The organism is Streptomyces sp. NPDC052040 (genome assembly GCF_044548405.1).
Classification (GTDB): Bacteria; Actinomycetota; Actinomycetes; order Streptomycetales; family Streptomycetaceae; genus Streptomyces.
On sequence record NZ_JBIUBV010000001.1, the window covers coordinates 969,839 to 993,958 of the forward strand.

Here is a 24,120-nt window from a genome sequence, read left to right on the forward strand (position 1 = left end):
CCGCCGCGCCCCCCCCGCGCGGCGGGGGCCGGGGGGGGCCCGCCCCCCCCCCCCCCGGCGGCGCCCCGGGGGGGGGGGGGGGCCCCCCCCCCCGGGGGCCCCCCACCCCCCCCCCCCCCCCCCACGGGGGTGTTCACGGAGACCGGTCAGAGCGCCGGGTGGTACGCCCTACGCCGGTGGCTGGAAGCCGCCGATTTCCTGTTCGAGCAGCTCCGCCAGCCGCAGCGGGGTGCGGTCCTCGAACGCCGGGCCGATGAGCTGTACGCCCACCGGTAGGCCCTCGGGGGAACGGCCCGTCGGTACGGCGGTGGCGGGCAGGCCGGGCAGGGTGGCCAGACCGGCCCAGACGAGCGCGTCGAAGTACGGGTGTCCGACGCCGTCGATGTCGAGCCTGCGGTGCAGCGGATCGGGATGATGGTCGTGCGGGAACGCGGGAGTGGGTGTGATGGGACAGACCACCGCGTCGAATTCGGCGAAGAGCTGCCGCCATGCGTGGGTGTGGAGCGCGCGACGTTGGCTCGCCTCCATCCAGTCGCTGTGGCGGAACACCATGGCGCGCAGCCGCGCCGCATCGAGACTCCGGTCGTCCGCGCTCAGTTCGGCGGCGCGGGCCTGCAACTGCTCGTACGCTTCGACGGGGAAACGCGCGACGGAGCCCGAGAACAGGAACTGCGTGTAGAGCAGCCCGGCTTCGGTCAGATCGGGAAGCAGCGGACTGTTCCGCTCGACGCGGGCGCCGCTGCCGATGAGCGCGTCGGCCACCCGGTTCACACCCGCCCGTACGGCGGACCCGGTCGGAATGAGCGGATGTTCGTCGAGGACCAGGACCCGGAAGTCGCCGAGCCGTTCATGGCGCGCGGGCGGCAGCGCCAGGCGGTATGCCACACCGAGTGTCAGCGGGTCCGGTCCGGCCATGACGTCGAGCAGGAGCGCGAGGTCGCGAGCGGTGCGCGCCATCGGACCGACGACGGCGAGGTCGTGCTCGACCGGCAGGGCCGGACCGGGCGGCGGGACCATGCCGCGGCTCGCCGTCAGCCCGAGGGTCGGCTTGTGCGCGTAAATGCCGCAGAAATGTGCGGGGGTGCGCAAGGAACCGGCGAGGTCGGAGCCGATGGACAGCGCGCCGAACCCGGAGGCCAGAGCGGCCGCCGAGCCGCCGGAGGAGCCGCCCGGGGTACGCCGGTGGTCCCACGGGTTGTTGGTGGTGCCGTAGATCTCGTTGAAGGTCTGCACGTCTTGCAGCCCCACGGGAACATTGGTCTTGCCGAGGACCACCGCGCCCGCGGCCTTGAGCCGCGACACCTGCACCGCGTCCTCGGCCGGCATGTAGTCCCGGTGCGGCGGCAGGCCCCAGGTCGTCGGCATTCCCACGACGTCGAAGGACTCTTTGACCGTCACCGGAATGCCCAGCAGCGGCCGGTCCTCACCGCGGGCGCGGGCCCGGTCGGCCTCGTGTGCGGCGGTCCGCGCACGGTCGAAGTCCGGTACGCAGATCGCGTTGACCGCCTTGTCGTCCCGCTCGATACGGGCTATCGCCTCTTCGGTCAGTTCCGCCGAGGTGACTTCACCGGCGCGCAAAGCAGCCGCGATATTTTCGGCTGTCTGAAAGTTCCATTCCATGAATGCGAACGTACCGGCCCCTGGAACAAGCCATAGAATCCCGTTGCGCGCAAGGGGAAAGAAGTCCGAGAGCGTGTCGTGGATCCGGGGTGCGGTTCCAGCCCTTATCCGGAACCGCACTCCGGTCATGGGTGGGGAATGGCCGGGTGGTCGGTTTTGCTCACCAGCCGTGGCTGTGGGGGACGCAGGTGCACACGCCGGGCTTGATGGTGGTGGGGTCCAGTGCCGTGTGGGAGGTGGGGTCGCCTCCGCCGCTGGTGGTCGCCGAGTTGACGACGTGGCGGGGGGCCTTGCGGGCGACCTTGACGGTGAGGTGGATGGGGGGGTAGGCGGTTCCGGCGGCCAGGGCATCGCTGCGGGTGCAGGTGAGTGTGGAGAGGGTGCAGGTCCAGCCGGATCCGGAGATGGCCCTGGCGGTCAGGCCGCGGGGGAGGGTGTCCGTGACGGTGACTGCCGTGCCGTTGGTGGATCCCGCGCCGGTGGTGTTGGCCACCGTGAGGGTGTAGCGGGCCTTGGGGTCTCCCTGGTGGAAGTCCGCACGGTGGGTCTTGGTGATCGTCAGGGCGGGGGCCGCCGCGCAGATGCCCATGGGCTGATTCGTGGCGCCGATATTGCCCGTCCAGGTGTTCGCCGTGCCTGCCGTTCCCGACCCGGTGCTCTGGTCCTGGCAGTCGAACACGGCGCTGCCGCTCACTGTGTTGCGGGTGACCTGGAGGCCGCTGTTCCCCGCGGCGATCAGAATTCCGTCATGGCTGCTGCCGGTGACCGAGTTGGTGTCGATGGTGCCGGAGGTCTCGCCGCCGCTGATGCGTACGCCGTTGAGACGCGAGGCAATGGTGTTTCCGGTAATGCTCAGATGGGTGCTCGGTGCGCCGAACAGGCTGGTCACCCGGACACCGCTCGCGGCACCGCCGGTGATGGTGTTCCCGTCGATGTGCAGACCGTCGGTGTTGCCGCCGACGAAAATGCCGCTTCCGGCGGTCGGATCGACGAGGTTCGTGTGGATGGCGGTATTTCCCTCGACCCGGGAGGAATTCGCATTGACCAGCACCGCGAACGAGGCGTCATCGGTGCTCGTATTGTCGGTGATGGCCAGGTTCTGGGAGAAGTTCGCCGAATCCCCGGTGGTGTTGACCGCGGCGCTGGTGTGGCCGGAGAAGCTGTTCTCGGTGATGGTGGTGTTGTTGGCGGGCCCGTTCGAGACGAAGACGCCTGCGCCGCCGGCGGCACCCGTCTGGTTGTTGCTCACGAAGCGGTTGTGCTCCACCAGCGTCGGAAGCGTTCCATTGGACTGGAAGTTGATGCCGTAGGTGTTGTTGGTGATGATGTTGTCGAGGAACGAGAAGCCGCTGCCACCCCCCAGGAGGGCATCGATTCCATCGGCGTTCTGGGTGGCCGTCCCGGCGTCCTGGATGGTGAAGCCGTCGATGGTCACACTGCCGACCCCGCCCTGGACGAGGAAACCGCCGGTGCTGGAATCGACGATGGATTCGTCGCTCGCCACCGTACGGCCGGTGCGGGCGTCGACCCCCGCCTGCGCTCCGAGGAACGTCAGCGGCTTGTCCACGATGACGGTCTCCGCGTAGACACCGGCGCAGACGCGGATGGTCGCGCCTGATGCGGCGGCGGCCACGGCGGCCTGGATCGTCGCGTACTGCGGATTTGTACACGTCGGACTCGCGGTGCCCACCACAAGGTCGCCCTGTGCGGCGGCGGGGGCGGGAACAGCGGCTGCGGAAACCCAGAGGGCGGCCGCCATGGCGATGCCAAAGGCCGATCTGGCGCAAGAATTCACGGTCATTTTCCTCCCTTTGGGAGCGATCAGACCATGGATCCTTTTCTTGTCGGCCGAGGGAGCATCCAGGTCGCCCAGATCCGCTCCTTCGGAGCAGAGCGGCGGGAGAACGGGAAGTCCCGGTGCGGCCGCCGGTCCCTCGTCCGCTCAGACCGCGGCGAAGCTCAGGTCCGCTGCGGTCGCCGTGCCGCCGCGGCGGCCGGGGGCGTGCTGGTGCTCCCAGTACAGATTGGTGTGCGTGATCACCTGTTCCGGGGCCGGGGCACCGTAGGCGGTGTGGTCCTCCGTGGTGTGCGCGTCGGACACCAGTGTCGTGTCGTAGCCGCGGACCAGGGCGCCGTGCAGGGTGGAACGGATGCAGGCGTCGGTCTGGGCGCCCGTGACCACCACACGGCCGACCCCGCGCTCGGCGAGCAGCGCCTCCAGCTCCGTGTCCTCGAAGGAGTCGCCGTACTGCTTGTGGACGAGCGGCTCCCCGTCCCGGCGCTCCAGCTCCGGTACATAACCCCAGCTCTCGCTGCCCCGCACCAGGTCCTCGTCATGGTGCTGCACCCAGATCACGGGCACGTCCTCCGCGCGGGCCCTGTCGAGCACGGTGTTGATGTTGGCGATCACGCTGTCGCGGTTGTGGGAGCCGTCCACCACCCCGTTCTGGACGTCGATGACGAGCAGCGCGGTGTGCGGCCGGCCGGGCAGGGTTGTCATGGGGGCTCCTCTGTCGTTGTTGGGGCCGGTTCCAGGGCCCGTTCGGCACCCAACATAGAGGCCCCCACCGACAACCGGGCCGGGACAGGCCTCAGCGCAGGAGCGCGGCCAGGCGGCGCCAGCCGGGGCGGGGGAGGGCGTCACGCGGTCCGGCATCGATCACCTGGAGGGCCAGATGGTCCGCGCCCGCCGCGTGGAAGGCGTCGAGGCGTGCCCGTACCCGGTCGTCGTCGCCCCAGGCGAACAGCGCGTCCACCAGCCGGTCGCTGCCCCCACCCGCGAAGTCGTCCTCGGTGAAGCCCAGTTGCCCCAGGGCTTTGGTGTAGTTCGGCAGGGCGAGATAGGTGGCCAGGGTGGCGCGGGCCGTCGCGCGGGCGCGGTCCGGGTCCGTGTCCAGCACCACCTTCGCCTCCGGGGCGAGCAGCGGGGCGTCCCCGAGGATCTCCCGGGCCCGGGCGGTGTGTTCGGGTGTCACCAGGTACGGGTGCGTGCCGGCCGCGCGGTCGCGGGACAGCTCCAGCATCTTCGGACCGAGCGCGGCGAGGACCCTGCGCCCGACGAGGACGCCCGCCTCGTCGAGGGCGTCCAGATAGGACACCATGGCCGAGTAGGGGCGGCGGTATCCCTCCGTCAGTCTGGCGTGGCTCACGCCGAGTCCGAGCAGGAAGCGCCCCGGACGGGCCTTCTCCAGAGCGGCGAGGTCCACCGCGGTCTCGGCCGCCCCGTACTGCCAGATGCTCTGGATCCCGGTCGCCACGACGATCCGCGAGGTCGCCTCGATCAGCGGCACCGCATGGCGCACCGCGCTGCTGCCGCCCAGCCACAGGGCTCCAAAGCCCAGCTGCTCCAACTCGGCTGCCGAATCGGCGACTTCGCCGCTCATCGCCGGGTCCTCGGAACGCAGTCCGACACTCCAGATGCCGTAGCGGCCGACCGCCTGCTTCAGGGAGCCTGCGGCGCTGCCGTCCGTGATCTCGCCCATGGAATCCGATCCCTCCGTGCCCGGCACCCGGTGCCGTGTGCCGTTGTCGACCACCCGGTTCTTGATCACCCGGACTACAGGAGAGATCACCCGGACTACAGGAGAGCCCAACGGCCCGCTTCTCCCGTGTATTCCACGCCGGGGAGGAGTCCGCGGGCCGGGCCGTGGGCGGGTGCGAAGACCCGTCCACGGGGCGGCCCATGGCGTGCGTCGGCGGCCCGCCAGTGGTGCGCCCCTTGACTTCGGCAGGCACCGGCGTCACATTTCCTGACGGTACGTCAGTCAGCCCGTACGGTGTGCACCACGGCGCCGCGGAGACGTGCCCCCACCGTCCTACGCCCCTGGAGCGCCCCCATGCCCACCAGCGCGGACCCCCCGAGATCCACCGCATCCCCCGTGGCGGACGGACCCTCGCGCCGCCAACTGCTCGGCACGGCCGCCGTCACCGGGCTCGCCCTCGCGGCCGGGCTGCCGGGGGCCGTGGGTGCCGCCCGGGCGGCCGACCTGCCCTCCCTCGGCACCTATGACGTCGTGGTGGTCGGATCCGGCGCCGCGGGCATGACCGCTGCGCTGACCGCCGTACACCAGGGTCTGAGCTGCGTGGTCGTGGAGAAGGCGGCCACCTTCGGCGGCTCGGCCGCGCGCTCCGGTGCCGGTGTCTGGATCCCCAACAACCCCGTGCTGCTGGCGGCGGGTGTCCCCGACACCCCGGCCAAGGCGGCCGCCTATCTCGCGGCAGTCGTCGGCCCGGACGTCCCCGTCGAGCGGCAGCGGGCCTTCCTGGCACACGGCCCGGCGATGATCTCCTTCGTCATGGCCCACAGTCCCCTGCGCTTCCGCTGGATGGAGGGGTACAGCGACTACTACCCCGAGTTGCCCGGCGGGCTGCCGAACGGCCGCTCCATCGAACCCGACCAGCTCGACGGGAACGTCCTCGGCGCCGAACTGGCCCGTCTCAACCCGCCGTACATGGCGACACCGGCCGGCATGGTCGTCTTCAGCGCCGACTACAAGTGGCTCACGCTCGCCGCCGTCAGCGTCAAGGGGGCCGCCGTCGCCGCCGAATGCCTCGCCCGGGGCACCGCGGCGGCACTGCTCGGGCAGAAGCCCCTCACCATGGGCCAGTCCCTGGCCGCGGGACTCCGGGCGGGCCTGCTCGCCGCGGAAGTGCCGCTGTGGCTGAACACCCCGCTCACCGATCTCCTGGTCGAGGACGGCACGGTCACGGGCGCCCTGGTCGCACAGGACGGCACACCGGGGCTGATCCGGGCCCGGCGCGGGGTGATCGTCGGCTCCGGCGGCTTCGAGCACAACGCAGCCATGCGTGCCCAGTACCAGCGCGGGCCCATCGGCACCGACTGGACCGTGGGCGCCCGGGAGAACACCGGTGACGGCATCCGCGCCGGGGAGCGGGCCGGGGCCGCGCTGGACCTGATGGACGACGCCTGGTGGGGCCCGGCGATACCGCTCCCCGGCGACCCCTACTTCTGCCTCGCCGAACGCACCCTGCCCGGCGGTCTGCTGGTGAACGCCGCCGGGGCCCGCTTCGTCAACGAGGCCGCGCCCTACAGCGATGTGGTGCACACGATGTACGACCGCAACCCGACCGACCCGGACATCCCGGCCTGGCTGATCGTCGACCAGAACTACCGCAACCGCTACCTCTTCCGGGACGTCGCACCGCTGCTGCCCCTCCCCGGTGCCTGGTACGACTCGGGTGCCGTCCACCGGGCCTGGACCCTGGATGCGCTTGCCGGGCAGATCGGCGTACCCGGCGCGGCGCTGCGGAGCACCGTGAACCGCTTCAACTCCCTTGCCAGGAGCGGCAGGGACACCGACTTCCACCGCGGGGACAGTGTCTACGACCACTACTACACCGACCCCGCAGTTCTCCCGGACTCCTGTCTGGCGCCGCTGTGGCTGCCCCCGTACTACGCCTTCCGGATCGTCCCGGGCGATCTCGGCACCAAGGGCGGTATGCGCACGGACGCGCGGGCGCGGGTGCTGCGTGCGGACGGCTCGGTCGTCCCCGGCCTCTACGCGGCGGGCAACGCCAGCGCCGCCGTCATGGGGCACAGCTACGCGGGCGCGGGCTCGACCATCGGTCCGGCCATGACCTTCGGATACGTCGCCGCACTCGACCTCGCGGGAGCGCTGTGACGGCGGGCGGGGGGTGCGGGGTGCCGGGGGAGTGGGAGACCCTCGGGGAGCGGTGGCGCCGGGGGAGCGGGAGTCCCCGGGGGAGCGGGAGGTGCCGGGGGAGCGGGAGTTCCCGGGGGAGCGGGAGGTGCCGGGGGCGGGAGACCCCGGGCGAGCGGGAGGCGCAAAACCGCGGCAAGGGGTTCATATAGGCTGCTCGCTTCGGCCCCACCGACCGCGAGCGCCCGGAGATTCCCAGTGACCGTAGCGATCCCCCCGTCCGGCACGGCCCCCTCGTCCGACGGTCTCCCCGCCGCCCCGGCGCCTTCGGACGACGGCTTCTGGGTGGAGCCCGGCGCGGCCGGTGAGACGGCCCAGGGACCGGCGGAGACGGCTCCGGAACCGGTGGCGGCGGAGGCGGCCCAGGGGCCCGCGGAAGCGACGGCCCCGGACCCGGTGGCGGACGAGAGCGAGCAGGGGCCGACGGAGGCCGAAGCGTCCTCGGAACCGGCGGAGGCCGAGGTCGCCGAGGTGGTCCTCCGTGACGCACATGAGTTCGGGGTCTACGCCCGCACCGGCGGTTGGGCCTTCGCCCTGAAGGTGGCGCGCAGCGTGCGGCCCGGCGGTCAGGCGCAGGGCGAGACGGTCAAGGTCTCCGCCAAGCGGTTCGCCGAACTGGCGGGGTGCTCGGCGGAGCGGATCATGCGCTACTACAAGGCGTGGGACAAGGCCGCCGACGACGGTCTGGTGCCGCACTTCGAGATCCTGGTGCCCGGCCAGGAGATCGACCTGCCGGACTCCGACGCATGGCTGTCGTACTACAGCGCCCGCTCCAGCGCGTCCAGCGAACGCGGCACCGCGATCACCGCGGCGGCCGAGGCCGAGGGCATCCGGCCGACCAAGGCGCTGGAGGTCGCCGAGAACCCCACCGCGCTGCGGGCCGCCATCCTCGCCGACCCCGCGACCGCCCGCACCGCACGGGCCGCGCTGCTCGACCGGCTCAGGGAGGACCCGGCCCTCGGGACCGAACTGGCCCGCGACGTCGCCCGTACCGACGAGCTGAAGAAGGCGGTCGCCGCCGAGAGCCGGGTCGCGGACCGTATCGGATATGTGCGCGGGATCGTGGAGGGCGGGCAGGTCAGGACGCCTGCCGGGCAGACCATCGACGCGCCCGCGGAACTGCGCGCGGAGGCCGAACGCCGGCTGTCCCTCATCGATGAGCTGGACGACGACGAGGAGGCCGGCACCTGGGCCGCGGAGGCGTACGACACGGTCAAGGAACTCGTGGTCCAGGCGGTCGAGGCCGACCCGGAACTGCGCCGCGAGGAGCGCCGTACGAAGTTCTACAGCAGCCTCCAGCGGGCGACGAAGGTCTTCGAGGACCTCACCCTGGACGACGCGGACGACCTCGACGATCTCTACGAGGACGACATGCTGCACCAGCTGGAGGAGCTCCAGAAGGCCATCGGCACCTGCATCACGGCGCTTCGCCAGGCGGCTCCGGCTCCGGAACAGGCCTGATCACCCGGGGTTTCCCGGGGCTGCCGGTGCCGGTCACGCGGGCACGGGGGACGGCTGCGTCTCGGGTTCCGGGTGCGGGTGCGGGTGCGGTGCCGCCGGGTGCAGGCGGTGGACCAGGCCCGGCAGGAGCGGGGAGACGGCCGTCGCCGCGGCCGCGGCGGACAGGGCGATGGCCCAGGCCCCCGGGCCCAGCGGCGTACAGCCGAAGAACTGGCTGACCACCGGGGTCTGGACGATGGCCGTCAGCGCCGCCAGGGAGACCACCGAGGAGACGACGATCGATCTGCTGCGGCCACCCGCCAGCAGCGTCTGGCCGAGCTGGGAGCCCACCAGCGCCACCAGGGCGACCGTACGGGCGCGGGCCGCGCGCCCGGTGAACCGCCCGGCCACCCACCCGGCCGTCGCGCCGAGGGTGGTGGCCACGGCGCGGCACACGGTCTCCTCGGTGAGCGCCGAACCGAGCGAGACCTCGGGGCCCTCGTGGAGCATCCGGTCGGCCGCCTCGGGAGGGGGCGGCCGCAGGGCCACGGCCATGGCCGGTGCGAGGTCCGTGAACAGGTTCACCAGCAGCAGTTGACGGGCCGTCAGTGGTGAGGAGCCGGTGGCGGCCGCCCCGAGCAGGGTGAAGGCGATCTCCCCGAGATTGCCGCCGACCAGGATCGCCAGGGCCTGGCGCACCGAGGCCCACATGGCGCGCCCCTCCACCAGTGCGGCGAGCACGGTCTCCAGCCGGTCGTCGGTGACCACCAGGTCGGCCGCCGCCCGGGCGGCCGGGGTGGCCCGGGTGCCGAAGGCGATCCCGATGTCGGCGAGCCGGATGGCGGGCGCGTCGTTGGCGCCGTCCCCGGTCATCGCCACCGTACGGCCGAGGCGCTGGAAGGCCTGCACCACGCGGACCTTGTGCACCGGGGTCCCCCGCGCGACGACGCCGACGTCGGGCAGCAGCGCGTCCAGCGACTCGTCGTCGAGGCCGTCGAGTTCGGCTCCCGTCACCACGCGTCTGCCGTCCAGGACGCCCAGTTCGGCGGCGGTCGAACCGGCGGTGCCCGGATGGTCGCCGGTGATCATCACGATGTGCACCCCCGCGTCGGCGAGTTGGCGCACCGCCTCGGCGGCGGTTCTGCGCACCCGGTCCGCGAACGCCAGGAACCCGGCGAAGTCCAGGCCCGCCACGGCCTCGTCGGTGAGGTCGCCGCCGGGTGCGTCCCGGAGTTCGGCGACCGCGAGGACACGGTGGCCCTCGGCCGCCAGCCGCTCCCCGGCGGCGAGGACGGCGGCGCGGGCCCCGGCGTCCAGCGGCCGCCCGCCGCGGGTGGCGCAGCGCCCCACGACCTCCTCCGGGGCACCCTTCACCGACAGGATGCGGCGGCCCTCGGACTCGCACAGGGTGGCGTGGAAGCCGCGGCTCGGTTCGAACGGCAGGGCGGCCAGACGCTGCCAGCCCGGCGCCCCCGTCGTCCGGTGCACCCCCGCCTCCTCGGCCCCGGCGGTCACCGCGCCGTCGGTGGCGTGTTCGAGTCCGGCCGGGCCGTGCGGGCGCGGGGTGGCCCGCAGCGCGGCGGCGAGGACGGAGCGCTGCGCCTCGCCGAGCGACTCCACGGGGCGGCTGTCGCCGTCCGCGGCCACGGAGACCAGAGAGATGTGTCCGTGCGTCAGGGTGCCGGTCTTGTCGAAGCAGAGCACATCGGTGCGTCCGGCAGCCTCGATGGTGCGCGGGTCGCGGACCAGGGCGCCCCGCGCGGAAAGCCTTCTGGCGGAGGCCAGTTGGGCCGCCGACACCAGGAACGGCAGCCCCTCGGGGACGCTCGCCACGGCGAGCCCCACACCGGCGCCGACGGAGTCCCGGGGCGGGCGTCCGCGCAGCGCTCCGGCCGCCATCACTGCCGCCGCCGAACCGAGCGCCACCGGCAGTGTCCCGCGGGTGATCCGGGCCAGCCGGCGTTCCACCCCTACGGCGGGGGCGGCACCCCGGCCGACCGCCGCGGCCCGGCTCGCCTCGGTCGCCGGGCCGGTCGCGACCACCACCGCCCGGCACCGGCCCGCCGCGACCGTGGTGCCCTCGTAGACCATCGACGCCCGGTCCGCGAGGTCCGAGGCCAGCACCGGTGCGACGTCCTTGGCCACCGGCAGCGACTCCCCGGTGAGGGCCGACTCGTCGGTCTCCAGGTTGTGCGCCTCCAGCAGGCGCGCGTCCGCGGGCACCACATCACCGGCGTTCAGCCGCACCACATCGCCCACGGTCAGGTGCCGTGCGGGCACGGTGGTGTCCCTGCCGCTGCGCCGCACCTTCGCCATGACGGCCGACTCGCGGCGCAGCCGGGCCACGGCCCGGTCGGTCCGGTGCCGTTCGAATCCGCCGAACAGCCCGGACAGCGCGGTGACCGCCACGATGACCACCGCGTCCAGCACCGCGCCCACCGAGGCGGACATGGCGGCACCCGCGCCCAGGACGGGGGTGAGCGGATTGGCCATCTCGGTCAGATAGGCCCGGCCGAGCGACGACGTACCGGACTCCTCGGCGGGGGCGGTGCCCCGCGCGCGCACCTCCTCCGAGGTCAGCCCCTCGTCCCTGCTCCCGGTGCGGGCGAGCACGGTGGCCGGGTCCATCGCGTGCCAGGGGTGCCGGGAGGCGGCCGTCAGGGGCAGCGGGCGGCGCAGCAGCCGCAGCGCCGACCAGACACCCGCGGCGGTGCCGAGGGCGGCCGCCGCGTTGAAGGCGGTCGTGCTGTGCGCGGCGGCCCGCCGCGGCTGCCCGGCCACCGCAGCCGTCGCGCCGACCGCGGCGGACGCCTCCGCGAGCCGTACGCCCCGGTGGGCGCTGTCGCGCGCGCCGCGACAGGCGTGCACCAGGACGACGGCCGCCCCCGGGTCGCCGTCCACATACAGATCCGCGCCCCAGGCCGGCCCGCTGCCGGGGCCCGCCACACCCACGCCCACATCGGCGGCGCGCAGCGCGGTCCGGTCCCGGGAGACCAGCAGCACCCCGGTGCCGTCCCGCTGGAGTTCCCGTACGGCGTCGAGGAGCGGCTCGCCCGCGGGCCGTACCGCGTCGGCCTCCCGTACGGCCGGATCGCGGGTGTACCCGCCGGTGACCACCACGGTGAGCCCGGCGTCGTGCGCGGCGGGCACAAAGGCCCCGGCGGCGTCGTGCATCCGCGGGACCACGCTGACCACGGCCTGCAACCGCCGTCCGCGGGCCAGGCCGAGCACCAGAGCCGCGCCCTCGCGCTCCAGCCGCTGCCGGGCCTCGGCACCGGCGGGCCGCTCCAGCGGCAGATCCGCCAGGGGCCCGAGCGTCCACTCCTCCTCCCGGGACGGCCGCCCGGGCGCGGAACCGTCGAAGAGGCGGTGGGCCCGCGCGGCGAGTTCTCCCGCGGGCGCGTCGTCGACGGGCACCAGATCGGCCAGCGCATGGTCGCCCGTGGCCAGCATGTCCGTGTCCAGGAGCAGCACGCCGATCCGGTCCAGCCGCCGCAGCGCCCGGGGTTCGGCAACCAGGACCCCCTTGCGTGCCAGTCCGCGGCCCAGGGCGCAGGCGAAACTCTCGCGTGCCAGCACCGGGGCCTTGGGAATGGCGGCCAGGGCGCCGCCCGCGGCGGTCAGCGGGCGCCGGGTGGCCAGCAGCGATCCGGCGAAGGTCGCCGCCGCCACCAGGGGCACCCGATCGGCGTAGTGCTCGACGGGGCCGTGGGCGAGCGGAGTCTCGCGGGGCAGCGGGGGCGGCGCGCGGTGGGCTCCGGCCGTGGCGCTGCCGGTCAGCCGGGGCTCGGCGGCGGCCCAGGCCGCGCACTCGGCGTTCGCCTCCAGCACCCGCAGGGCGTGCCGCAGGCTGTCCACGCTGCTGCCGAGGAGGCCGCCGGACCCGGCCTGCCCCAGCGCGGTGAGCCCGGCGATCAGCAGTCCGGCGGGTTCGGTGCCGAGCGCCCGCTCCGCCAGGGTCCGCAGCCGGGGGAGGGCGTCGACGAGCGGGACCAGGGCCGCGACCGAGGAGGGCAGGGGCGCCTTGAGCGCCAGGCCCGTGGCGGCGGCCAGCGGCGCGGCCGCGAGATGCAGCGCCATGGCCGAACCGGCCCGCCGGGCGGCCCAGCCGGACAGCGGGTGGTCGGGCAGGGGCGCCTCGACCCCGTGGGCCTCCTCGATCGTCTCGGCGGCTTCGGTGAGGCCCCCGACGAGGTCCCCGAGGTCGGTACCGCCGTCGGTGGCGACGAGGACATGTCCGAGCACCGTGTTGGCCACCGCCCAGGCCACCCCCGGCAGCGCGCCGAGCCGCCGCTCCGCCTCCTCGGCGAGCCGCTCGGTCCTGCCCGGGGGCAGATCGCCCTCCCGCAGCCCCCGCACGGCCACATGGGCACGCCCGTCGAAATGCCGTACGCGCTGCTCCGTACCGCCCCGCAGTGCGGCGACGGCACCGGACGCGACGGTCCGCAGCAGCGTGCCTCCCGGCAGTGCCACCACGCATCACCCGCTCCCGTGCCCAGGGGTTGACTCCCGGTTGCAGGAGTAGCCACTCAGCGTAGGTTTCAATCCGAACGAAAGTCTCAGAGTGCCCAAAGCGGGTCAAAATGAAATAAAGGGATGAAGTGTTCCGAGAGGAGGGCCGCGGGATGGCCAAGTCAGCAGGCATGGCGCCACAGCAGGACCAGTCCCAGAAGCACCCCGTGGAAACCCGGGCGCACGAGGGCGCCGGTGTCCATCTCCATACGCTCACGCTGCACCCGTCGCTGAAGCTTCCCTACATCACCAGGGACGATGTGACGAGTACGGCGAGGGCGGCGACCTCACGGGTCCCCGGCATACCGACGACCAAGGACGTCGTGTTCTACGGAGGACTCGGCGCGATGGCCGTGGCGGGAGCCCTGGAGTGGCCGATCGCCCTGGCCGTGGGCGGGGCCACCTGGCTGCTGCGCGGCGGCAGGAGGCGGGGCGAACGGAACGACCTGGGCGACCGGCACGACCGGCACGAGCCGGGGATCGGGCACTGAGGGTCCGTTGCGAAAGTGCTGGTCACAATCGCTCGGTGACGACTGCGGCCAGCACGTTCGACGCGTGCCGGACAGCGCTCATGTGCAGGTCGTCGCGTCCGAGACCGACAGGCCCGTGGATGCGGGATTCGGGCAGCACACGTCGAGAGCGGCCAGCTCTTCTGCGGTGAAGTCGGTGCGGTGGACCGCTTCACAGACCCCGGCGAGATGTAACTCGTCCGTGGTCGTCAGGAGCGTCGAGGCCATGCACTGATCCCGTAGAACCCAGCTGATGGCCAGCTGCTCCAGTGTCTGTCCGCGCGCCGCCGCCAGCTGTGCGAGTGTTTCCATGGCCCATGCCCTGCTGCCCGGCGCAGAACGTCCTTGCCCTCTTCCGGTGACGAGCTGGCCGTGGGCCAGAGGCGCACAGGCGACACCACCGATTCCTTCGCGGGTGAGGACATCCAGCAGTCCTTCCTCGGCCCAGCGGTCCATCAACGAGTAGGACACCTGAAGAGCCGCGGCGGGCGTTCCGTACGCGGACAGCATCGCGTGGGCCTCGATGAGACCACGGCTGGCCAAGGCGGAAAGGCCCGGGTACAAGGCCTTGTTGAGCCGAATCGCATCGGCGAGTGCAGTCATGGCCTCTGCCAGCGGAGTCTGGGGATCGAGCCGGTGAAGATACAGGACGTCGACATAGTCCAGCCCGGTATCACGGAGAAGACCGTCGATTCCCGCCAGCAGTTGCCGACGGGAGCTGAAGCCGGCGAATGGCAGAGGTCCCGTGCCCAGACCGATGCGGACGGAGACGAAGAACTCTTCCCTTCCCATCCGGCATGAGGAGAAAGCGGATCGGACTTCAGCGTAGAACTCTCGTGATATGCGGTAGGGCGCCGTGATGTCGAAGGAGTTGATCCCGAGATCAAGTGCCTTGTGCACCAGCGAGGTCAAGGAGACAGGCGCTCGTTGCGGGCCTCGGCCCAGGGCCAGGGAGAGCATGGGAAGATGCAGCCCGGTATGGCCACTGCGGCGATACAACATGCTGTTGGAGGGCTGAACCCAGGCGGGCGACATGTCTGTCCCTTCCCCGTCGGGCGCGGCCCGACTTTCTCAGGCTTTTGCCGGAACCGCCGTCAGATCGTCACTGCGGTCGCAGGATGCGCCTGCTCCGATGCGCCGGGCAGCGTGATTTTCCCGGAGGCGCAGCCCGTGAACCCCGGAGCGGCGGCGGTTTCCACTCCATTGAATGCTGGCCACTGAGGAGTGTCAACTCTGTGTCACTGACGGTGAACAAGGCAGTCGATGAGATGTGTTGGAGTCGGCAGACGCGGAACGACGAGGTCCGAACGTCTCTACGCACATGGCGATTTGGGACCTTGGGCCCCTGCGCGTACGTGATCACTCCCTCGTAGCGTTCGGCGCAGCCCAGTTGGGCCGAGTCGGATCTGAGGAGAAACACGATGCACATGAACAGCCGCATATGGACTGCCGGGTTGGCGCTGGGAGCCGTGGTCAGCCTGGGCATGGCGACGCCTGCCGAGGCTGCTTCCACGATGGGTGAAGCGCCGACGGGTACCACTGTCTCTCCCGCTGGACACCAGTTCGCCGCAGCGTCCGCCGGGACGGTGACCTTCGACGCCGGGCCGGTGACGGTCACCTGTATCCGCTCTGCGACCGTGCCGACCTCGGACTCTTCCAACCTGATTCCACAACGGCCGGACAACACGAACGCCCATGGTCCTGTGACGGTGAATATCAGTGCACCCGAATTCGACCTCTGCACCACCAACGCCCCCGGTCTGAAGGCCACGATCAGTACCAATGACGACCTTGGTCCGTGGAAGGTGGCCCTTCAGCACGGAATCCGATCCACCGCACATCTGATCATTCCCGCAGATGGATTCGTCCTGAAGACGAGCGGCCTCCTGAGCTGTACCGTCACTGCCGCACCCGGCGCAGCGGCAGAAGCAGAAGCCACCTGGGTCAATGGAGCACCGTCGACTCTCCGTTTGAACGGTGCAACGGTGCCGGTGGAGATCGCAGGTGGCTTCTTCTGCCCAACGGCCATCACCACAGCGACCATCACGGCCACTTACCAGATTGCGGACTCCACGGATCCGACACAGCGCATCACTGTGTCCCAGGCGACCCGATAAGCCATCGTCGCCCATCCGATGGACAACTTGCCTTAGTCTGTAAGTCATTGCGCCATGGAGATGACCTTGGCGCGTTCGGTGTGATCAAGGCGCTAAAGCGGTCCTGGACAGCTCCGTTCGCCGGCTGAGCCCTCGTCAGCTTCCCCGGACAACCTGGCGGCAAACTCAAAATCGAGCCTTGTTTCGGCGTCACCTATTGACCGCTTCAACCCCCGGTGCCACGGTTGCATGGGACTCATAGTCCCGCTAGTCCCGCGGTCGAGGGTTCGTATGTCTCCTGCCTCACCCCACTGCGGGGAATGAGCCTTGGCTCGCTGACTGCCGGACAGCGGTGTCCGCTCTCCTGGAATTTTTCTCCACGCTCTCCGGACATGCCCGCCTCGGAATCCATTCTGCCCACGATCCACGTGAGGTCTCAAAATGGCACAGCAATCCATCACTGATCTGGTATCGAAAATGAACGGGGTGCGTTCGACGAACAAGTGGGATGTCGTCGTGTCCTACTCGGTGAAGGAGCTCAACGATTTCCTGAAGGCTGCCTATGCAGAAGACAAGCTTGTGAGCAACGTGACGCTTGCCTCCGAAAATGCCGTGTACGACATCCGCACCAAGAAGTACTGGGTCGACACTTACAAGATCAACTTCAAGACGCCAACCCTTGACTTCGTTCTGGGTCAGCGCGGCATGGCCCGCTTGGTGATGCCCATCGGAGACGGCTCGTCGCTCGTATCGCAGCCGTACGCGGACAAGGAATTGAAGAATCCGGGAGAGGCCGTTGAATCAGACCTGCCAGGAGGCGGGAAGTACTCTGTTGTGGCCATGGTTCCCCTGGCAGTCATCTCCGGAAACAAGAAGGTCGCCGACCAGGGCAACGTGGTCAAGTTCGAGGGCACCACTCCCAGCGATTATCACATCGCCTTGCATTTCAAAAACATCGATGGCGCAGCGTTCCAGGTCACGCCTGAGCCCACGGACGACGACCCGGACATGAGTTCCGTGATCCCCATGCTCGTGAAGCACTTCCAGACGAAGGTCAGCGAAGTCTCCTATGTGCTCACCGGCGTGAACAACAGGAAGCCGGCCGAGGGCAATGTGCTGCTCACGCCGAAGTCCTTCGCTTTCGCCTCGACGGGCGACAAGGATGCCGGATGCCTGAGTCTGTTCATCAACGTTGACCAGAGTGGAAACGATCCGGGGAATCCGGCGCCATCCTTCCAGCCCGGCGACCAGCAGGTCTCACCAATTCCATCGGGCTACACGGCCAGCATTATCCTCTCGGACGACCTCATGGCCAAGACGTTCATCAAGAAGCGGCTTGAGCAGGCCGGGTTCGATGTCACTGTCAAAGACCAGACGACCGGGAGCCTCTTCGCTCTGAAGAGGAATGTCTCGGTCATCGCCCAAGGAAAAGAGACCGGCGGCACGTTCAAGCTCTCAAACGTCAGTTACGGAGGGCTCACCGTCAGTATGCAGACCTATCCGCTGGAACTGAGCATCGCCGACGGAAAGGTATCCACCCAATGGTCCGGTTCGACTCAGTCGAGCTGGGACCTGGACATCGTATCCGGAGATGTCGAAGTGTATCAGTGGGGAAAGGTCAACATTGATCTCGTCATGAAGAAAGGCCCACTTGCCATCCAGGTCGACGACGACAGCATCAATTTTCCGGAGTTCAAGTTCGAACAGAGCGACTTCAGTCGCACCGTCAGCGGCGTCGGGTGCAGCGGAACGGACAGGATGACTGGCTGTGTGTCAAATCCACCGGCCTTCTATACAAACACGATGAAGCTTGAGATTCCACAGATCAGCTTCGCCCTCAAAGGCCTGGACTACTTCCTGACGACCAACCTTCTGGAGCCGTCCAAGAAGATGATCGAAGTCAACGCCGCCGCCGGCGTCAGGACGCCGCGCGACTATCTGATCGTTGGCAAGGTCGCGGCGCACTGACCTTCCTGGATGTGACGGGCGCACAGCAGATGATGACACTGTGCGCCCGTGTTCGGATTCGTAATCCGCCTGATCAACGAGGTCGATGTCATGGCGAATGAAAAAAAGGTACTGCTGGTCCTACCGTTCAGCGGGCGCGGAGTCGGCGGCGGTCTGGCCGTCGTGAACCAGGAATTTGCACGGGGATTCATAGAGGCCGGCAACGACGTCATCGTCCTGGCCATGGAAGTACCAGAGGCTTTTGCGCCGAAACCGGCAGATCATGGTGGCGCCAAGATAGTCCTGATCAAGAATGCCAGGACCAGCCAGGTGAAAAACCCGGGCGGCAGCGATGCCGAACGACAGCTTCTCTATGACGAGATGCGAAAGGCCGTCGAAGACCCGGCCATCACCTCGGCGGAGCAGCTCGGTCTGCCGAAGGGCTGGGTACCCGATGAGATCATTGGCCACTCACGCTTCTCCGGACCGGCGAGCATCATCCTTCAGAACCGATTCTTCACCGGCGCGGAGACAAAGACCACATATGTCTTGCATTCCGACCCGATCGGTACCTCGGCAGTGGAGGGAATGGAAAGCCTCGGCATAGTCAAGTCAATCCAGGAGATGTATTGGATGAACCGGGCGGATCAGGTCGCCGCCAATGGGCCGCATCTCCGGGACGTGGCATTCAGGTTGGCGTTCACCGGTGCCCTCTGGCTGGGCAGGAACGCTCCTCCTCCGGTGATCGAGTTCATACCTGGACACACGCTTGCCGACCCGGTGCGCACCACAAAGCCAGAGAAGAGTCCGTCTCCCCTCAAGATAGCCATTCTCGGTCGACTCGAAGCTCCGCTCAAAGGTTTTGACGACCTGCTCCGAGCGATCAGATATGCATCGTTCCTCCCGGACTGTCCACATGTTGAAGTAAAGGCGCTGGGGTTCTCGATGCCGGAGGGCATGGAGGTAGAAGAATACCCGGCGCACATCGAGGAAATGCAAGCCGCCATCAACAAGCTTCTTTCCGAGCAGGGCTACCGGAAAACCGGATCGGCCGGCGGCGTCGACCAATGGGAGGGGCCGGCTCCCACCAATGCCCAGGTGAGGGTGGAGGTCCTCGCCTCCACGAAGGAAAAATCAAAGGTGGTCGAGGTCCTGCGGTCCGCCGACCTACTCGTCATGCCATCCCATCAAGAGGGGATGGGAGTCGTCGCAAGTGAGGCGTTCGAGAACGGTGTACCTCCTGTAGTGAATGAGGACAGCGGCATTTCGCGGTTCCTCCAGGAGCGTTTCAGTGACTTCTCCAAGAACTTGGTCGTCCTGGATATGAACCGCGCAGGCGTACGGCCGCAGTTGTACGCCGAAGCCATTGTAAAGCTGTACAAGAACTATCAGACGGTCTGGGATCAGACGCGTCAGATCCGCGAATACCTGGGCGATTTCAAGTGGGCGGACACAGCGGCCTTCATCCACAATGCACACGCACACGGCACCGGTGGTGCTCTCCTCCAGCAGGAGCCCAAGGGGACTGTCAAGGTATTGCCGTCGAGCGGGATCATGAAAGATCTCGGTGAAGAGTTGGCCTACGAACTCGCCCACATACTGGCCGACCCTTCGAACGGGAAACTCTCCGCCGAGCTGGACAGGGTTGCGCAGGCTCAGCCGGACATGAAAATCGATGCCATCGACGCCCTGAAGAAACTGATTGACGACAGGAGTTCCACGACAGAAAGGAGGGCGGAACTCGACAAGGTGGTCGGAACTCTTCAAGAGGTGATAGCAAGTCGACTCGTGGAACGAGTCCACGAACAATTCAAAATCGACGTCGCCAAGCTGGTGGAGCAGGAAAAGTCTGTTCTGGACTTCCGGAAGTCCTTGACGAAGCAGGTCTCCGACATCGCTACAAGGGTCGACTGGCAGAACATGAAGGCGAGTATTGACACCGCAGTGAGAGAAGCGGTGCAGGAAATACTGAAGACAGAGCCATCACTGTTCTATGGACCGAGTAGTTCAGCCTTGGAGATCGTCGTGAGGTCGGGGCTTTTCGACCGGGTCGCCGGAATCCTGGGAAGTGAGACCCTGGCCGGCATCGCGGGGAGCTCCGTCAAGGCAGACCAAGACCTGGCGACGCTTGCCGACAAACTGGATTCAGAGCGGCTCGACGCCGCGACGGCAGATATTCTGTGGAAGGCGTGGAGCACGCGGATCACACCTTACGTCGAGGCGACGGCCACTCAGACGATCCTGGAGGAATTCGCCCACAATGTAGCGGGGCGAAAGAAGGAACTGCTTCAGACGATCGCGGAGGCAAGCAGCGCCGGAAGCACAGTTTCGACCGAACTGGAGGCCAAGAAATATGAGCTGGCAAAGGTCGAGGAGCAGGTGAAGCAATCGCCGACCGATGCGAACACGGCACTCAGGGATCGTCTCAAGGATGAGGTGGAACGGCTCAAGGACGCCGATCCGGTGAACCGAGAAAGTCTCGACAGGGAGGAGAATAAGGTCAGAGAAGAGCTCGCAGACACCAAGAAGGAGCGCGAGAAGGCCGAGGGCGTCCTCAAGAAGGGAGTGGGGGCATGACCGACAGCGGCGCATCGCTTCTCACGAATTCATTGGAACGTTTCCAAGCTGTCAAGATCGGTGATATTCAGGTCGTCGTGAGCGTCGAAGACACACTCCCACTGGGCGAGGGGAGTGACTTCGGGAAGGATCACACAAGCGAAGACGTCCGCCTGTTCGCCGAATCGGTTGTCCTTCAGGGAGCCCTGGCCTGCAAGAGCGCCGTGGTCTCGGTGAACTCCCTCACCGCGAAGGGCGATTCGGCAGAACTGTCGACGTCCGGAGCTGCGGGCAATCCGCTGACCACGCAGAACCATGATGTGCAGAGCAATGGAAAGCGGGGGGACGACGGCAAGTCGGCGGGCGCGCTCTCGGTATACATCGAGAACGCCTTGGGCGATGCACCCGGTTTCACGCTTTCGGCAAAGGGCGGAGCCGGCGGAGCCGGAGAGGAAGGAGTCCGCGCTCCTGGGGGAAATGGCGGAGACGGTGGAAAAGGCGGGAGCGTCACACTGATTGCCGGCACCCCCTTGGAAAGGTATCTGAACGAGCTTGCGCAAGTATCTGAGCTGAAGACGCTGCGCGAGAAGCAGCAGGCAGTCGGAAAGCTGCGTGCAAGGATAAAGAATGACGGCGACATCCCGCAGGGCCGGAAGAGTACGATCGACAAGGCCCTGCAACAGATCGAAGAGACGTCGGAAAGCCAGATGGGCAACAAGATCGCCACGGTGCTTCGGACACTCGGGAATATGGATGCCACCTACAGCGCCAATGCGTTGGCAGCCATTCATGTCGGAGGAGGTGCGTACGGCGCCTACGGTACGGGCACCCCGTCGGGCAAGAACGGGGCCAAAGGAAGCGACGGCACCCGGGACGTCATTCTCATTGGTTTGTCGGATGATCTCGAAGATCCGCATCTCAATTTTTCGCCCTTTATTTTGACTCATCCCAGTCAGTGTGCGCGTCTACTTGAGGTCATCCGCCTTCGCTATGTGACGCTCGACCCGGTTCAGGACAAGCAGGGCGTCAGCGATTTGGCCAACCTGCTGACCCGTCTGGAGGCCCGTACCAGGCTGTTTTCCAAGCTCGACGAGAACAGTTCCCTCGCTCGCCACTATGCTGCGCAGGAAAGGTCTGTGGGGGCGGTCGGCGCGGTGGCACAGCTCCGTGCCGTCAACACTCAGTGCAAAGCCCTTTTGTCGCAGCTGAAGAGCGGACTCGATGTCTATGGGTACGACCCCCAATGGACTCCGCTGGGATCGTTCGACTTCTACAATTCTCTGCTCAGCCAGCTGATCACCAACTTCTCTGCGATCGAGAAGAGCAACCAGAGCTACTTCGATGACCTCAAGCAGAACAAGGCATCGATGGAAAGCATCAAGGCGGCACGGCAGCAGAGCGAGACTGCGCAGAAGAGAGCAGAGAACGAGGTCAAGCTCATCACGCGCTCACTCGACGTGATCGATCACAATATCGCCGTATGCGAAACCGACCTGCCTGCCCTGAAGAGTGACCTCGTGAACAAGCTCAAGCAGTTCGCGGAGGATGTCAGGACGCAGCACGGTATTGATGTCGATCAACTCCTGTCTGCGTTGTCGATGGTAGCTTTCGCGCCGCAGTCGAAATTCATGATGCTGACGCAGCTCGCTGACGTCGTCTACCACAATGCTTCGTCGCTGGCCACGGATGCCGGGGTGAATGTCAATCGGGCATATTTGGTCAGCGAGATCAAGACTATTGGTCCTCGCATCGAAGACCTGAAGGAGGGATACAAGTCGCTCGACAATGGAGTGCTTCAGGCCGATGACCCCCAGGCCGGGAAACTCGTCGTCGAAGAGAGCAAGTTCCGTGCCACCTTCGATGCGCTCAAGAACACGTTCAGCCGGGTGAAAGATGTCGAAGATGCTTTCACTGCCTACATAGAGAAGATCCTGGATCGAAACACGCAGATTTTGCTCTACAATGCAAATGTTCTTGTCGCTGCGCGTGACTTCGAAGAAATCAAGAGTGCGCAGAAGCGCATCTCCGAGCTCAATGACAATGCGCTGAACACTGTGATGAAGCCGGACCTCCCCGACCTGGTCAGCTTTGTGTCGCAGCTCTACTACAGGAGTCGCGAGCAGATCATGCGGACCCTTGACCTGACCGCGCGGGCCTACCGAATGTGGGCACTGTCGGACCGTGATCTCATCGCCGAAACCTTTGCAGGGACACAGGTGTCCACTATCGGTGAAGCGGCGCTGCGGGTGGCCAGCAATACGGTCCTGAGTGCCTACAGGGACGCCGTACAGAACTTCGGCACCGATGCGTCCCGCTTCCCGGCTGCCGTCAGCAGTCAGGGGATCACCGTGAAGGCGACGGGTCTCCAGGTCAACCTGTTCAAGAAGAGTCGGATCATTACATTCCGCCCGATGACCGTGGATGCCAGGACAGAACACTCGGCCAGTCCGTTTGCGGGGATGGCAAACGTTCGAGTCGGCAAAGTCAGGGTCTGGATGAAGGGAGCCAAGACCAAGGACAACCGGCTCCAGGTCCGGATCAGGCACGCAGGAGACGAGGAAATCGTCAGTGCCGGCAACCAGGTCTTCAGGTTCATTCATGAACCCATCGACAAGAATTTCACCTATTATCTCGATTCTGAGAAAATCTTTGAGGAGGCCGACTTCGAGCCCGAACGGGGGAGCGATAAATACGCGGCGGTTGGTCCGTTCACATCCTGGCACATCGAGGTACGGCCCAGTGACAACGATGGTCTGGATATGTCAGGGGTGACCGAGGTGTCCCTCGAGTTCCACGGTACGAACTACAGCTTCAGGAGCTGAGTGGACATTGCTCCTCACCCGGAAGGAATGAGAGGGGCTCGGTGGAGAGGTGAACGGGGGCGAGCTCCCTGGTCGTTGTGCCGGTGTGCTGGTGCCGGGTGTATGCGGTCCACAGCTGCCAGGCGAGGCGCAGGACGATCGTCTCGGCCACCGCGATGCCGATCTTCGCGGCCACGGCTACAAGGATGGCTTTTCGGTGAACGGGCTTGGTGCCCGTACGTGATCGGCTGTGCCGTGGCAGCCTACGCCGTCCGGACAGCGAGCCGCCGGAGCCGTATCTGTGGTCTGTGGGCGACCGGCTCCGGCGGTGGGGGAGAAGGGGGAGGCGTGGTGCCGAGCAGTTGAACTCAGGGGCTGAGCTGGGGAGTTGTTGACTGCTCAGGCTCTCCCTTGGTGCGCAGTACGGCGTGGCCGACGCCGAGGCCCACGGCCAGCGGCCACTCCAGGACGCCCACCACCGCCAGCGCGCCGAGACCGGCGTACAGGGGCAGGCCGTGCCGTGCCGTCAGTGCGCGGCGGGCGGCGGCCAGGGAGGCTGCCACGGCATCGGCAGCCCGGTCGGCCGTCCCGCCGAGACCGGGAAGGGGGAGAGCGTGACCGGTCGGCCCGGCGGGGGCCTCGCCCCTCGGCGGCTCGGGGGTCACGGAGCCCTCGGGGCCGGGCGACGTCTGCGGAGGCGTAGAGCGCTTCGTCCTCGGCGGCCGCCGGGCCCGCGGCTTGCTCTTCTCCGACGGCGGTTTCGGGTCCGGTCCCCTCTTCGTTGCCGATGGCTTCGCTGCCGACGGCTTCGGTGCCGGCTTCGGTCGGTTCCCGGCGGTCCTCGGCGTGCTCACGGCTCACATCCCATCAGTGGCTCCGCAACGTCGCCCCCGGCCAGGCACAAGCTACCTCCCGGCCCGGACGCCTGCGACCCGAGCAGCCGTTCGGACCAGCTCGT

15 protein-coding genes are annotated in these 24,120 nt (G+C 67.9%); 7 read left to right on the forward strand and 8 right to left on the reverse strand.

Annotated elements, in window-relative coordinates:
• Window positions 1-168 precede the first annotated feature (168 nt).
• The 4 genes from ACIHAA_RS04160 to ACIHAA_RS04175 all read right to left on the reverse strand — a co-directional run bounded on the left by ACIHAA_RS04160 (window position 169) and on the right by ACIHAA_RS04175 (window position 5,102).
• Window positions 169-1,620 (reverse strand): amidase, encoded by a 1,452-nt coding sequence (locus ACIHAA_RS04160; protein WP_399812776.1) that lies wholly within the window; start codon window positions 1,618-1,620, stop codon window positions 169-171.
• A gap of 160 nt (window positions 1,621-1,780) precedes the next feature.
• On the reverse strand, window positions 1,781-3,421 hold the full coding sequence (locus ACIHAA_RS04165; protein WP_399812778.1) for a nitrous oxide reductase family maturation protein NosD: 1,641 nt from the start codon (window positions 3,419-3,421) through the stop codon (window positions 1,781-1,783).
• Window positions 3,422-3,562: 141 nt separating this feature from the next.
• Window positions 3,563-4,120, reverse strand: coding sequence for a cysteine hydrolase family protein (locus ACIHAA_RS04170; RefSeq protein WP_399812781.1), 558 nt, complete (start codon window positions 4,118-4,120; stop codon window positions 3,563-3,565).
• Window positions 4,121-4,211: 91 nt separating this feature from the next.
• Window positions 4,212-5,102, reverse strand: a complete 891-nt coding sequence (locus ACIHAA_RS04175; RefSeq protein ID WP_399813717.1) for an LLM class F420-dependent oxidoreductase — start codon at window positions 5,100-5,102, stop codon at window positions 4,212-4,214.
• 354 nt (window positions 5,103-5,456) lie between these two features.
• On the opposite strand from ACIHAA_RS04175, the gene kstD reads away from it, so the two are divergent.
• Together kstD and ACIHAA_RS04185 are read left to right on the forward strand one after the other, a co-directional pair.
• Complete coding sequence (gene kstD / locus ACIHAA_RS04180; protein ID WP_399812786.1) at window positions 5,457-7,262, forward strand: 3-oxosteroid 1-dehydrogenase; 1,806 nt, start codon at window positions 5,457-5,459, stop codon at window positions 7,260-7,262.
• 237 nt (window positions 7,263-7,499) lie between these two features.
• Window positions 7,500-8,762: a hypothetical protein gene (locus tag ACIHAA_RS04185; protein WP_399812789.1), complete on the forward strand. Its 1,263-nt coding sequence runs from the start codon at window positions 7,500-7,502 to the stop codon at window positions 8,760-8,762.
• 33 nt (window positions 8,763-8,795) lie between these two features.
• Here the strand turns inward: ACIHAA_RS04185 and ACIHAA_RS04190 are convergent, their stop codons facing one another.
• Window positions 8,796-13,214: an HAD-IC family P-type ATPase gene (locus ACIHAA_RS04190; protein WP_399812792.1), complete on the reverse strand. Its 4,419-nt coding sequence runs from the start codon at window positions 13,212-13,214 to the stop codon at window positions 8,796-8,798.
• A gap of 152 nt (window positions 13,215-13,366) precedes the next feature.
• Here ACIHAA_RS04190 and ACIHAA_RS04195 point away from each other — a divergent pair, with 152 nt between their 5' ends.
• On the forward strand, window positions 13,367-13,744 hold the full coding sequence (locus ACIHAA_RS04195; RefSeq protein ID WP_399812795.1) for a hypothetical protein: 378 nt from the start codon (window positions 13,367-13,369) through the stop codon (window positions 13,742-13,744).
• A 78-nt stretch (window positions 13,745-13,822) separates the two neighbouring features.
• Here the strand turns inward: ACIHAA_RS04195 and ACIHAA_RS04200 are convergent, their stop codons facing one another.
• The gene (locus tag ACIHAA_RS04200) at window positions 13,823-14,797 is read right to left on the reverse strand and encodes an aldo/keto reductase (protein WP_399812798.1); all 975 of its coding nucleotides are present in this window, start codon (window positions 14,795-14,797) and stop codon (window positions 13,823-13,825) included.
• Between the two features lie 386 nt (window positions 14,798-15,183).
• Here ACIHAA_RS04200 and ACIHAA_RS04205 point away from each other — a divergent pair, with 386 nt between their 5' ends.
• From ACIHAA_RS04205 to ACIHAA_RS04220, 4 genes are all read left to right on the forward strand, one after another.
• Window positions 15,184-15,879, forward strand: a complete 696-nt coding sequence (locus ACIHAA_RS04205; RefSeq protein ID WP_399812801.1) for a hypothetical protein — start codon at window positions 15,184-15,186, stop codon at window positions 15,877-15,879.
• A 420-nt stretch (window positions 15,880-16,299) separates the two neighbouring features.
• Window positions 16,300-17,826, forward strand: a complete 1,527-nt coding sequence (locus ACIHAA_RS04210; protein WP_399812803.1) for a hypothetical protein — start codon at window positions 16,300-16,302, stop codon at window positions 17,824-17,826.
• Between the two features lie 48 nt (window positions 17,827-17,874).
• Window positions 17,875-20,382 carry a glycosyltransferase gene (locus ACIHAA_RS04215; protein WP_399812806.1) on the forward strand — a complete coding sequence of 836 codons (2,508 nt, stop codon included), beginning with the start codon at window positions 17,875-17,877 and terminating at the stop codon, window positions 20,380-20,382.
• Complete coding sequence (locus ACIHAA_RS04220) at window positions 20,379-23,183, forward strand: hypothetical protein (RefSeq protein WP_399812809.1); 2,805 nt, start codon at window positions 20,379-20,381, stop codon at window positions 23,181-23,183. Before ACIHAA_RS04215 ends, ACIHAA_RS04220 begins: the two co-directional genes overlap by 4 nt.
• Here ACIHAA_RS04220 and ACIHAA_RS04225 read toward each other — a convergent pair.
• Complete coding sequence (locus ACIHAA_RS04225; protein WP_399812812.1) at window positions 23,173-23,358, reverse strand: hypothetical protein; 186 nt, start codon at window positions 23,356-23,358, stop codon at window positions 23,173-23,175. The two genes, ACIHAA_RS04220 and ACIHAA_RS04225, sit on opposite strands and share 11 nt — an antisense overlap.
• Before the next feature lie 172 nt (window positions 23,359-23,530).
• Window positions 23,531-23,725, reverse strand: coding sequence for a hypothetical protein (locus ACIHAA_RS04230; protein ID WP_399812814.1), 195 nt, complete (start codon window positions 23,723-23,725; stop codon window positions 23,531-23,533).
• Window positions 23,726-24,120 lie beyond the last annotated feature (395 nt).

Excerpts from the sequence above, each read along its gene's own strand:
- ACIHAA_RS04160 (WP_399812776.1), bottom strand. The coding sequence starts at position 1,620 with ATGGAATGGAACTTTCAGACAGCCGAAAATATCGCGGCTGCTTTGCGC.
- ACIHAA_RS04165 (WP_399812778.1), bottom strand. The coding sequence starts at position 3,421 with ATGACCGTGAATTCTTGCGCCAGATCGGCCTTTGGCATCGCCATGGCG.
- ACIHAA_RS04170 (WP_399812781.1), bottom strand. The coding sequence starts at position 4,120 with ATGACAACCCTGCCCGGCCGGCCGCACACCGCGCTGCTCGTCATCGAC.
- ACIHAA_RS04175 (WP_399813717.1), bottom strand. The coding sequence starts at position 5,102 with ATGGGCGAGATCACGGACGGCAGCGCCGCAGGCTCCCTGAAGCAGGCG.
- kstD (WP_399812786.1), top strand. The coding sequence starts at position 5,457 with ATGCCCACCAGCGCGGACCCCCCGAGATCCACCGCATCCCCCGTGGCG.
- ACIHAA_RS04195 (WP_399812795.1), top strand. The coding sequence starts at position 13,367 with ATGGCCAAGTCAGCAGGCATGGCGCCACAGCAGGACCAGTCCCAGAAG.
- ACIHAA_RS04200 (WP_399812798.1), bottom strand. The coding sequence starts at position 14,797 with ATGTCGCCCGCCTGGGTTCAGCCCTCCAACAGCATGTTGTATCGCCGC.
- ACIHAA_RS04205 (WP_399812801.1), top strand. The coding sequence starts at position 15,184 with ATGCACATGAACAGCCGCATATGGACTGCCGGGTTGGCGCTGGGAGCC.
- ACIHAA_RS04210 (WP_399812803.1), top strand. The coding sequence starts at position 16,300 with ATGGCACAGCAATCCATCACTGATCTGGTATCGAAAATGAACGGGGTG.
- ACIHAA_RS04220 (WP_399812809.1), top strand. The coding sequence starts at position 20,379 with ATGACCGACAGCGGCGCATCGCTTCTCACGAATTCATTGGAACGTTTC.